Origin of the sequence: Pseudomonas sp. HMSC057H01 (assembly GCF_001836405.1) — a bacterium.
In the GTDB taxonomy this organism is placed as follows: domain Bacteria; phylum Pseudomonadota; class Gammaproteobacteria; order Pseudomonadales; family Pseudomonadaceae; genus Pseudomonas; species Pseudomonas aeruginosa.
The window spans coordinates 173374-184011 of sequence record NZ_KV828411.1; the positions used below are offsets into that span (position 1 = coordinate 173374).

Below are 10638 nucleotides of genomic sequence, written 5' to 3' on the forward strand. Positions count from 1 at the left end.
CCGGTCGAATGCGCCGCGCTGCCGCCGCGCCTATCCACCGGGGCCGCGCAGACCGTGGATGCCGCCGATGCGGTGTCTGTCCGCTGTGGATAAAGTACGTATAATGCGCCGCCATGACGCGTCCCCGATCCCCCCGTTCCCGTAACAGCAAAGCACGCCCGGCACCCGGCCTGAACAAATGGCTCGGCTGGGCCCTCAAGCTCGGCCTCGTCGGCCTGGTGCTCCTCGCCGGCTTCGCCATCTATCTCGATGCCGTGGTGCAGGAGAAATTCTCCGGCCGGCGCTGGACCATCCCGGCGAAGGTCTATGCCCGCCCGCTGGAGCTGTTCAACGGCCTGAAGCTGAGCAGGGAAGACTTCCTGCGCGAACTCGACGCCCTCGGCTACCGTCGCGAGCCCAGCGTGAGCGGCCCTGGAACCGTGTCGGTGGCGGCCAGCGCGGTCGAACTCAATACCCGTGGCTTCCAGTTCTACGAAGGCGCGGAACCGGCCCAGCGCGTGCGCGTGCGCTTCAACGGCAACTACGTCAGCGGGCTGAGCCAGGCCAACGGCAAGGAACTGGCGGTGGCGCGCCTTGAGCCGCTGCTGATCGGCGGCTTGTATCCGGCGCACCATGAGGATCGCATCCTGGTCAAGCTCGACCAGGTGCCGACCTACCTGATCGACACCCTGGTCGCGGTCGAGGATCGCGACTTCTGGAACCACCATGGCGTGTCGCTGAAGTCCGTGGCCCGGGCGGTGTGGGTCAACACCACGGCCGGCCAGCTGCGCCAGGGCGGCAGCACCCTGACCCAGCAGTTGGTGAAGAACTTCTTCCTGAGCAACGAACGCAGCCTGAGCCGCAAGATCAACGAAGCGATGATGGCGGTGCTGCTGGAGCTGCACTACGACAAGCGCGACATCCTCGAGTCCTATCTCAACGAGGTGTTCCTCGGCCAGGATGGGCAACGAGCGATCCATGGCTTCGGCCTGGCCAGCCAGTATTTCTTCAGCCAGCCGCTGGCCGAGCTCAAGCTCGACCAGGTGGCGCTGCTGGTCGGCATGGTCAAGGGACCGTCCTACTTCAACCCGCGGCGTTACCCGGATCGTGCGCTGGCGCGGCGCAACCTGGTGCTCGATGTGCTCGCCGAGCAGGGCGTGGCGACCCAGCAGGAAGTCGACGCCGCCAAGCAGCGCCCGCTCGGCGTGACCCGGCAGGGCAGCATGGCCGACAGCTCCTATCCGGCCTTCCTCGACCTGGTCAAGCGCCAGTTGCGCCAGGACTACCGCGACGAGGACCTGACCGAGGAAGGGCTGCGCATCTTCACCAGCTTCGATCCGATCCTGCAGGAGAAGGCCGAGACCTCCGTCAACGAAACGCTCAAGCGCCTCAGTGGGCGCAAGGGAGTCGACCAGGTCGAGGCGGCGATGGTCGTGACCAATCCGGAAACCGGCGAGATCCAGGCCCTGATCGGCAGTCGCGACCCGCGCTTCGCCGGCTTCAACCGGGCCCTGGACGCGGTGCGGCCGATCGGTTCGCTGATCAAGCCGGCGGTCTACCTGACCGCACTCGAGCGGCCGAGCAAGTACACCCTGACCACCTGGGTGCAGGACGAACCCTTCGCGGTGAAAGGCCAGGACGGCCAGGTCTGGCGACCGCAGAACTACGACCGGCGCTCGCATGGCACGATCTTCCTGTACCAGGGCCTGGCAAACTCCTACAACCTGTCCACCGCCAAGCTCGGCCTCGACGTCGGTGTGCCCAACGTGCTGCAGACCGTCGCCCGGCTGGGCATCAACCGTGACTGGCCAGCCTATCCGTCGATGCTGCTGGGCGCCGGTTCGCTCAGTCCGATGGAGGTCGCCACCATGTACCAGACCATCGCCAGCGGCGGCTTCAACACGCCGTTGCGGGGGATCCGCAGCGTCCTCACTGCCGACGGCCAGCCGCTCAAGCGCTATCCGTTCCAGGTCGAACAGCGCTTCGACTCGGGCGCCGTCTACCTGGTGCAGAACGCCATGCAGCGGGTCATGCGCGAAGGCACCGGGCGGTCGGTGTACAGTCAATTGCCGTCGTCGCTGACCCTCGCCGGCAAGACCGGCACCAGCAACGACTCGCGCGATAGCTGGTTCTCCGGTTTCGGCGGCGACCTCCAGGCTGTGGTCTGGCTCGGTCGCGACGACAACGGCAAGACGCCGCTTACCGGCGCCACCGGTGCCTTGCAGGTGTGGGCCAGCTTCATGCGCAAGGCGCATCCGCAATCGCTGGAAATGCCGATGCCGGAGAACGTGGTGATGGCCTGGGTCGACGCGCAGACCGGGCAGGGCTCGGCGGCGGATTGCCCGAATGCCGTACAGATGCCCTATATTCGTGGCAGCGAGCCCGCCCAGGGCCCAGGCTGCGGGAGCCAGAACCCCGCCGGCGAGGTGATGGACTGGGTACGAGGCTGGCTGAATTGATCCGAGAGGACCTGACGTGAAGAAGATTTTCGTATTCGCCGCGCTTGCCGGCAGTGCCGTGCTCGCGGGCTGCGCCAGCCCGCAGCACGGGGCGATCCCGGTGGTGGATTCCGGTACTCCGGTGTCCAACCAGGAAAGCGGCGGTTTCCGCATCACCCGTACCCAGGTACCGCGTACCCAGCAAGGCGCCGCCACCCAGGGCATTCCCCAGGGCGGCGACTCCGGCGTGGTGGTGATGGTGCCGCAGGGCGCCAATTCCGCACCGATCCAGACTTTCCCGGCGCAGTCCGGCGCCGCGCCGATCAGCAGCGCTCCGCTCGGCACCGGCACCCAGTACCAGGCTCCGCCCAGCAGCGCCTCCACGCCACCGCTGGGCGGCAGCTACAACATGCCGCCCAGCGGCGCCAGTCGTTCCGCGCCCACCGGCATTCCGGCCTCCGGCTCGGCCGGCAGCCTGGCGGCCGACGAGCAGTTGGACGGGCCGGTCCTGGCGATGCTCACAACCGCCCAGCAACAGCAGGGCAGCGGCGACCTGAACAGCGCCGCCGCCAGCCTCGAGCGAGCCCAGCGCATCGCTCCGCGCGAGCCGCAGGTGCTCTATCGCCTGGCCCAGGTGCGCCTGGCCCAGGGCGATGCGGCTCAGGCCGAGCAGGTCGCGCGCCGTGGCTTGAGCTACGCCAATGGCCGGCCGGCCTTGCAGGCCGGGCTCTGGGAACTGATCGCCCAGGCGCGGGAGAAGCAGGGAGACTCCGCCGGCGCTGCGCTGGCCCGGCAGAAGGCCAAGGTCAGCTCCTGATGGATCGACGGGTCTATGCGCTGGCCGACCAGTTGTTGCTGATCGAGCGTGAGTTGCGTGCCCTCGGCTGGTGGAGCGAAAGCAGCCCCGCCCCGGAAGCGCTGGCCAGCCCCGAGCCGTTCTGCGTGGATACGCTGGCGCTCGAGCAATGGCTGCAATGGATCTTCCTGCCACGGATGAAGCTGATTCTCGAAAGCGACAGCGCCTTGCCGCAAGCCTCGGGTATCCTGGCCATGGCCGAGGTGGCCTATGCGCAGCGTGGCGAGGAAGTCGCCGGCCTGCTGGCGGCGCTTGGCGAGTTCGACCGGCTGATCGGCGGGCCGTCATGAAGCTTCGGCAGTAAAGAAAAACCCGGCTACAGGCCGGGTTTTTCTTTGCTTCAAGCAAGGCGGAGAGTCGGGTCAGCCCCATGCTGCGGGACGGGGCTGTGTTCGCCTCAGCGGCAATTCTCCTGGATCGCCTTTTCGGCCTTGGCGATTCGCTCCTGGCGTTCTTCCTCGCCGAGGCGACGGAGTTCGCCCTTGCCTTCGTCGACCCTTACGCGCGGGTTGTTCTTCAGTTGCGCGAGGTTGTTGCGGGTCTCTTCGCAGAACTGCTTGCGCTCGGCCTCTTCCTTCGCCACTTGCTGCTTCACCTTGTCGTCGATCGCCTTCTGCTCGGGATCGGCCGGTTTCTGCTGGATGGTCGGTGCCGGGGTCGAGGGTGGCAGGGGGAAGTTGTCCGGCGGCGGGGCGGTCTGGGTATTCACCGTGGTCGCTTGCGCACCTTGCGGCGGTTGTGCGCCGAAGTGGGTGACGCCCTCGGCGTCGACCCATTTGTAGATCGGGGCGGCCATGGCGAAAGAGGAGAGGGCGAGCAACAAGCTGGCCGGGAGGATCATGCGTCGCATGCGGAGTCCTTGGAATGCGCTAACTGCGGCTAACTATAACCAAATCCGCCAGCGCGGCATGCTGCACGGCATCACAACCGCCGCTGGAGACGGCCTCGCCGTGGCAAGTCCTCGCGGGAATCATGGGCATTTTGGAAAAGTTTGCTCTAAATCGGAATTTTCTAGCCATAAAATCTGTTTTTGGTCATTGATCAGCTTTTTTATGGAAGGGTATGGCAGCTTCCTTGGAATTTTTTTTGATAATTTTCAGAATAAAGCTTGACTTGCGTTCGACGAATGCGAAGAATCCAAGCTCGCTGTAGCGGGCCGTCTGCAACCCAGTCCCCTCTCCGGCAGACCATGAGGTGCCTACCCGCGCCGAAAGTTACACCCTGCTTCGCGTTACCTCGCGCTGGGTGGAAGAGCTCCGTAACACCAGGCGCCCTTCCAAGTTTGCTCAATCGGCAGTTGACGTAGCCGGTGACTACCGTCACCCATGCTCTGCCGGGCAGCCAACCGAATTTCGGTCGCCCGCCCCTGGGTGGCCGTATAGCGTTCTAGAGGTGAAAACGTGGAGCTTTTATCAGGCGCTGAAATGGTCGTCCGCTCGTTGCGCGACGAAGGCGTTAAGTACATCTACGGGTACCCGGGTGGTGCCCTCCTGCATATCTACGACGCGCTCTTCAAGGAGCACGACGTGACCCACATCCTGGTGCGCCACGAACAGGCGGCTACCCATATGGCCGACGGCTACGCCCGCGCCACCGGCAAGCCCGGTGTCGTGCTGGTGACTTCCGGCCCGGGCGCGACCAACGCCATCACCGGTATCGCCACCGCATACATGGACTCCATCCCGATGGTGATCCTGTCGGGCCAGGTGCCGAGCAACATGGTCGGTACCGACGCGTTCCAGGAAACCGACATGGTCGGGATCTCCCGGCCGATCGTGAAGCACAGCTTCATCATCAAGCATCCCTCGGAAATTCCCGAGGTGATCAAGAAGGCCTTTTACCTGGCGCAGTCGGGTCGTCCGGGGCCGGTGGTCGTGGATATTCCGAAGGACATGGGCGACCCGACGCAGAAGTTCGAATATTCCTATCCGAAGAAGGTCAAGTTGCGTTCGTACAGCCCGGCCGTTCGCGGTCACTCGGGACAGATCCGCAAGGCCGCCGAGATGCTCCTGGCCGCCAAGCGCCCGGTGGTCTATTCCGGCGGCGGCGTGATCATGGGCAATGCCGCGGCGCCGCTGACCGAGCTGGCGCAGATGCTCAACCTGCCGGTGACCAACACCCTGATGGGCCTCGGCGGGTATCCCGGCGCGGACCGCCAGTTCCTCGGCATGCTCGGGATGCACGGCAGCTTCACCGCCAACCTGGCGATGCATCACAGCGACGTGATCCTCGCGGTCGGCGCGCGTTTCGACGACCGGGTCATCAACGGCGCGGCGAAGTTCTGCCCGAACGCCAAGATCATCCACATCGACATCGATCCGGCGTCGATTTCCAAGACCATCAAGGCCGACATCCCGATCGTCGGCCCGGTGGACAGCGTTCTCACCGAAATGGTCGCGATCGTCAGGGAAATCGGCGAGACCCCGAACCAGGATGCCCAGGCTGCCTGGTGGAAGCAGATCGACGAGTGGCGTGGTAACCGTGGGTTGTTCCCGTACGACAAGGGCGACGGCAGCATCATCAAGCCGCAGACCGTCATCGAGACGCTCTACGAGGTTACCCATGGCGATGCCTTCATCACCTCCGATGTCGGCCAGCACCAGATGTTCGCCTCGCAGTACTACAAGTTCAACAAGCCCAATCGCTGGATCAACTCCGGCGGTCTCGGCACCATGGGCTTCGGCTTCCCGGCGGCGATGGGCATCAAGCTCAACTTCCCGGACGACGATGTCGCCTGCGTGACCGGCGAGGGCAGTATCCAGATGAATATCCAGGAACTGTCTACCTGCCTGCAGTACGACCTGCCGGTGAAGATCGTCAACCTGAACAATGGTGCCCTGGGCATGGTCCGCCAGTGGCAGGACATGCAGTACAACAGCCGTTATTCGCATTCCTACATGGAATCCCTGCCGGACTTCGTCAAGCTTGCCGAAGCCTACGGGCATGTCGGCATGCGCATCACCGACCTGAAGGATCTGAAGCCGAAGATGGAGGAGGCGTTCGCCATGAAGAATCGCCTGGTCTTCCTCGACATCCAGGTGGACGCCAGCGAACACGTCTATCCGATGCAGATCCGTGACGGCGCGATGCGCGACATGTGGCTGAGCAAGACGGAGCGTACCTGATCATGCGACACATCATTTCCCTGCTGCTGGAAAACGAGCCAGGCGCATTGTCCCGCGTGGTCGGCCTGTTCTCCCAACGCAACTACAACATCGAAAGCCTGACCGTGGCGCCGACCGAGGACCCGACCCTGTCGCGTCTGACGCTGACCACCGTGGGGCACGATGAGGTGATCGAGCAGATCACCAAGAACCTCAACAAGCTGATCGAAGTGGTCAAGCTGGTGGACCTGTCGGAAAGCGCCCATATCGAGCGCGAGCTGATGCTGGTGAAGGTCAAGGCCACGGGCGCCCAGCGCGCCGAGGTCAAGCGCACCACCGATATCTTCCGTGGGCAGATCGTCGACGTCACCAGTAGCGTCTATACCGTGCAACTGGCGGGTACCAGCGACAAACTGGACAGCTTCATCCAGGCCATCGGCACTGCGTCGATCCTGGAAGTGGTCCGCAGTGGCGTCACTGGCATCGCCCGTGGCGACAAGACTCTGAGCATCTGAACTGAAAGCAGGCCCGCGAGGCCTTACTGAAGGGGAATTCCCATGCGCGTTTTCTACGATAAAGACTGTGACCTCTCGATCATCCAGGGCAAGAAAGTTGCCATCATCGGCTACGGCTCCCAGGGCCACGCCCATGCCTGCAACCTGAAGGACTCCGGCGTCGACGTCACCGTGGGCCTGCGTAGCGGCTCCGCCACCGTGGCCAAGGCCGAAGCGCACGGTCTGAAGGTTGCCGACGTGAAGACCGCCGTCGCCGCAGCCGACGTGGTCATGATCCTCACCCCGGACGAGTTCCAGGGCCGCCTGTACAAGGAAGAGATCGAGCCGAACCTGAAGAAGGGCGCCACCCTGGCCTTCGCTCACGGCTTCTCCATCCACTACAACCAGGTCGTCCCGCGCGCCGACCTCGACGTGATCATGATCGCGCCGAAGGCCCCGGGTCACACCGTGCGTTCCGAGTTCGTCAAGGGCGGTGGCATCCCTGACCTGATCGCCATCTACCAGGACGCTTCCGGCAACGCCAAGAACGTCGCCCTGTCCTACGCCTGCGGCGTCGGCGGCGGTCGTACCGGTATCATCGAAACCACCTTCAAGGACGAGACCGAAACCGACCTGTTCGGTGAGCAGGCCGTTCTCTGCGGTGGTTGCGTCGAGCTGGTCAAGGCCGGTTTCGAAACCCTGGTCGAAGCCGGTTACGCGCCGGAAATGGCCTACTTCGAGTGCCTGCACGAGCTGAAGCTGATCGTCGACCTGATGTACGAAGGCGGCATCGCCAACATGAACTACTCCATCTCCAACAATGCCGAATACGGTGAGTACGTAACCGGTCCGGAGGTGATCAACGCCGAGTCCCGTGCTGCCATGCGCAACGCCCTGAAGCGCATCCAGGACGGCGAGTACGCGAAAATGTTCATTACCGAAGGTGCGGCCAACTACCCGTCGATGACTGCCTACCGCCGCAACAACGCCGCTCACCCGATCGAGCAGATCGGCGAGAAGCTGCGCGCGATGATGCCGTGGATCGCAGCCAACAAGATCGTCGACAAGAGCAAGAACTAAGCGGCTCCGGCGACAGACGAAGAAACGCGGCCCCGGCCGCGTTTTTTCGTTCTTGCCTGGCGATCTGGTATAAAGCCTGGGCCGGCGGAGTTGTCTTCCTAGTCAGAAGTGCTGTCGGCATATTCGTACCCCATCAGTTCCCAAGGAATTGTCCATGAGTGAACGTCCCGAGGAGCCGAACAAGGCCTCCGACGAAGAAAGCCTGCTGCCCATCGACGAACATATAGAAGAAGGGCACGACGCCGAAGGGCGGAAGGTTCGTCACCGCGGTATCTACCTGCTGCCCAACCTGTTCACCACGGCGGCCCTGTTTTCCGGCTTCTACGCCATCATCAATGGCATGAGCGGCCAGTTCGCCAACGCCGCCATCGCTATCTTCGTGGCCATGGTCCTCGATGGACTGGACGGCCGTGTGGCTCGCCTGACCAACACCCAGAGCGCCTTCGGCGCCGAGTACGACTCGCTGTCCGACATGGTCGCCTTCGGTGTGGCGCCGGCGCTGGTCGCCTTCGAATGGGCGCTTGGCAGCCTCGGCAAGGTCGGCTGGATGGTCGCCTTCATCTACGTTGCGGGCGCAGCCCTGCGTCTGGCTCGTTTCAACACCCAGGTCGGCAAGGCCGACAAGCGCTATTTCATCGGCCTGGCCAGTCCGGCCGCCGCGGCGCTGGTGGCGGGCACGGTATGGGCGTTCAGCGATTTCGAGATCCAGGGCGCCAAGGTTGCCTTCCTCGTCGCCCTGCTGGTCGCCGCCGCTGGTGTGCTGATGGTCAGCAACATCAAGTACCACAGCTTCAAGGATCTCGACCTGCGCGGCCGGGTGCCGTTCGTGGCGATCCTTATCGTGGTGCTGGCCTTCGCCGTGGTCTTTACCGACCCGCCGCGCATCCTCCTGTTGCTGTTCCTTGCCTACGCGGCCTCCGGTCCTGTGCAATACCTGCTGCAGCTGCGTCGCCGGAAGCAGCCGAGCTGATGTAATTTCCAACGGGCTCCGTAGTCTACTGGCACAAAGCTGGTCATTGCGGAGCCCGTCATGCTGATCAAGATTCCCTCCCGTTCCGACTGTTCCGAGTCGGAAGTCACGTCCGAAACCCTCTACCTGTCCCGTCGGCGTCTGCTCGGTGCTTCCTTCGCCGGATTGGCGCTGGCCAGCGGCCTGCCGCGCCTGGGCTTTGCCGACGAACAGCGCTATGCCGGCGTCGAGCCGGTGCCGGCGCCGGGCTGGTTCGCCGAAAAGCTACCGCAGACCCGCTGGCAGGCGGTGGATGTCCAGGGGGAGGCGATCACGCCATTCAAGGACGCCACCCACTACAACAATTTCTACGAATTCGGGCCGAACAAGGGCGACCCGGCGGAAAACGCCTCGGCCCTGAAGACCGAGCCCTGGTCGGTGGTGATCGACGGCGAGGTCGGCAAGCCGGGTACCTATGCCCTCGAGGACTTCGTCAAACCCTACCAACTGGAAGAGCGCATCTATCGGCTGCGCTGCGTGGAAGCCTGGTCGATGGTGATCCCTTGGTTGGGCTTTCCCCTGGCGGACCTGCTCAAGCGGGTCGAACCCAATGGGCAGGCGAAGTTCGTCCGTTTCGAAACCCTGCAGCGTCCGGAACAGATGGTCGGCCAACGCTCCGGTTTCTCGGTGATCGACTGGCCTTATATGGAAGGCTTGCGCATGGACGAGGCGATGCATCCCCTGGCAATTCTGGCGGTGGGCATGTACGGGCGGCTGTTGCCCAACCAGAATGGCGCGCCGTTGCGCCTGGTGGTGCCGTGGAAGTATGGCTTCAAGAGCATCAAGTCCATCGTGCGTATCAGTCTGGTCCGTGAGCAGCCGAAGACCACCTGGGAAAGCATTGCCGCCAACGAGTACGGGTTCTATGCCAACGTCAATCCGCAGGTCGACCACCCGCGATGGTCCCAGGCTCGCGAGCGGCGCCTGCCCAGTGGCTTGTTCAGCCCCAATGTACGGGATACGCAGATGTTCAATGGCTACGGGAGCGAGGTCGCTTCCCTTTATAGCGGCATGGATCTGAGGAAGTACTACTGATGCGCTACTGGTATCTGCGCCTTGCGGTATTCCTGGGGGCGCTGGCAGTGCCGGCCTGGTGGTTGTACCAAGCCTGGATCTTTGCCCTCGGACCTGACCCGGGCAAGACCCTGGTCGATCGACTGGGGCTGGGCGCCTTGGTATTGCTGCTACTCACCCTGGCGATGACGCCACTGCAGAAGCTGAGCGGCTGGCCGGGCTGGATTGCCGTGCGTCGCCAGTTGGGGTTGTGGTGCTTCACCTATGTGCTGCTGCACCTGAGCGCTTACTGCGTGTTCATCCTGGGGTTGGACTGGGGGCAGTTGGGCATCGAATTGAGCAAGCGTCCCTACATCATCGTGGGAATGCTTGGATTCGTCTGCCTGTTCCTGTTGGCGATCACTTCCAACCGCTTCGCCATGCGCAAGCTCGGTAGCCGCTGGAAGAAGCTGCATCGCCTGGTCTACCTGATCCTTGGGCTCGGCTTGCTGCACATGCTCTGGGTGGTGCGGGCAGACCTGGAGGAGTGGACCCTGTACGCTGTGGTTGGTGCGTCGCTCATGCTGCTGCGGCTACCCTCGATCGCTCGCCGCCTGCCCAGGCTTCGAACTCGTCCCGGTGTTTCGTAATAAAAGTTTCAAATAAGTGTTGACGCCAGTTTCTA

General features: G+C 63.5%; 11 protein-coding genes. 10 read left to right on the forward strand and 1 reads right to left on the reverse strand.

The window, feature by feature from the left end:
• Positions 1–113: 113 nt before the first annotated feature.
• The 3 genes from mrcB to HMPREF2581_RS06040 are packed head-to-tail and all read left to right on the forward strand — an operon-like array spanning position 114 to position 3563.
• Entirely contained in the window at positions 114–2438 is a 2325-nt protein-coding gene (gene mrcB, locus HMPREF2581_RS06030) for a penicillin-binding protein 1B (RefSeq protein WP_003111352.1), read from the forward strand.
• Between the two features lie 16 nt (positions 2439–2454).
• Positions 2455–3234, forward strand: a complete 780-nt coding sequence (lpoP, locus tag HMPREF2581_RS06035) for a penicillin-binding protein activator LpoP (protein ID WP_003095080.1) — start codon at positions 2455–2457, stop codon at positions 3232–3234.
• Positions 3234–3563, forward strand: a complete 330-nt coding sequence (locus HMPREF2581_RS06040) for a YqcC family protein (RefSeq protein WP_003111351.1) — start codon at positions 3234–3236, stop codon at positions 3561–3563. The genes lpoP and HMPREF2581_RS06040 overlap by 1 nt, the downstream gene beginning before the upstream one ends.
• 107 nt (positions 3564–3670) lie before the next feature.
• Here HMPREF2581_RS06040 and HMPREF2581_RS06045 read toward each other — a convergent pair whose 3' ends face one another.
• Positions 3671–4123: a DUF4124 domain-containing protein gene (locus tag HMPREF2581_RS06045; RefSeq protein WP_003095076.1), complete on the reverse strand. Its 453-nt coding sequence runs from the start codon at positions 4121–4123 to the stop codon at positions 3671–3673.
• On the opposite strand from HMPREF2581_RS06045, the gene HMPREF2581_RS33135 reads away from it, so the two are divergent.
• From HMPREF2581_RS33135 to msrQ, 7 genes are all read left to right on the forward strand, one after another.
• The gene (locus tag HMPREF2581_RS33135; protein WP_152934532.1) at positions 4113–4385 is read left to right on the forward strand and encodes a hypothetical protein; all 273 of its coding nucleotides are present in this window, start codon (positions 4113–4115) and stop codon (positions 4383–4385) included. The genes HMPREF2581_RS06045 and HMPREF2581_RS33135 overlap by 11 nt on opposite strands.
• A gap of 288 nt (positions 4386–4673) precedes the next feature.
• Entirely contained in the window at positions 4674–6398 is a 1725-nt protein-coding gene (locus HMPREF2581_RS06050; RefSeq protein ID WP_003095071.1) for an acetolactate synthase 3 large subunit, read from the forward strand.
• Positions 6399–6400: 2 nt separating this feature from the next.
• Entirely contained in the window at positions 6401–6892 is a 492-nt protein-coding gene (gene ilvN, locus HMPREF2581_RS06055) for an acetolactate synthase small subunit (RefSeq protein ID WP_003095069.1), read from the forward strand.
• Positions 6893–6934: 42 nt separating this feature from the next.
• Positions 6935–7951: a ketol-acid reductoisomerase gene (ilvC, locus tag HMPREF2581_RS06060; protein ID WP_003095066.1), complete on the forward strand. Its 1017-nt coding sequence runs from the start codon at positions 6935–6937 to the stop codon at positions 7949–7951.
• A 154-nt stretch (positions 7952–8105) separates the two neighbouring features.
• A complete protein-coding gene (gene pssA, locus HMPREF2581_RS06065) occupies positions 8106–8921 on the forward strand; it encodes a CDP-diacylglycerol--serine O-phosphatidyltransferase (RefSeq protein ID WP_003095061.1) in 816 nt (271 codons plus the stop codon).
• Positions 8922–8981: 60 nt separating this feature from the next.
• A complete protein-coding gene (msrP, locus tag HMPREF2581_RS06070; RefSeq protein WP_003141655.1) occupies positions 8982–9995 on the forward strand; it encodes a protein-methionine-sulfoxide reductase catalytic subunit MsrP in 1014 nt (337 codons plus the stop codon).
• A complete protein-coding gene (msrQ, locus tag HMPREF2581_RS06075; protein WP_003141653.1) occupies positions 9995–10603 on the forward strand; it encodes a protein-methionine-sulfoxide reductase heme-binding subunit MsrQ in 609 nt (202 codons plus the stop codon). Before msrP ends, msrQ begins: the two co-directional genes overlap by 1 nt.
• Positions 10604–10638 lie beyond the last annotated feature (35 nt).

What these genes read in the sequence shown, in the direction of transcription:
- mrcB (WP_003111352.1), top strand. Translation starts at nt 114, where the DNA reads ATGACGCGTCCCCGATCCCCCCGTTCCCGTAACAGCAAAGCACGCCCG.
- HMPREF2581_RS06040 (WP_003111351.1), top strand. Translation starts at nt 3,234, where the DNA reads ATGGATCGACGGGTCTATGCGCTGGCCGACCAGTTGTTGCTGATCGAG.
- HMPREF2581_RS33135 (WP_152934532.1), top strand. Translation starts at nt 4,113, where the DNA reads ATGCGTCGCATGCGGAGTCCTTGGAATGCGCTAACTGCGGCTAACTAT.
- HMPREF2581_RS06045 (WP_003095076.1), bottom strand. Translation starts at nt 4,123, where the DNA reads ATGCGACGCATGATCCTCCCGGCCAGCTTGTTGCTCGCCCTCTCCTCT.
- ilvN (WP_003095069.1), top strand. Translation starts at nt 6,401, where the DNA reads ATGCGACACATCATTTCCCTGCTGCTGGAAAACGAGCCAGGCGCATTG.
- ilvC (WP_003095066.1), top strand. Translation starts at nt 6,935, where the DNA reads ATGCGCGTTTTCTACGATAAAGACTGTGACCTCTCGATCATCCAGGGC.
- pssA (WP_003095061.1), top strand. Translation starts at nt 8,106, where the DNA reads ATGAGTGAACGTCCCGAGGAGCCGAACAAGGCCTCCGACGAAGAAAGC.
- msrP (WP_003141655.1), top strand. Translation starts at nt 8,982, where the DNA reads ATGCTGATCAAGATTCCCTCCCGTTCCGACTGTTCCGAGTCGGAAGTC.
- msrQ (WP_003141653.1), top strand. Translation starts at nt 9,995, where the DNA reads ATGCGCTACTGGTATCTGCGCCTTGCGGTATTCCTGGGGGCGCTGGCA.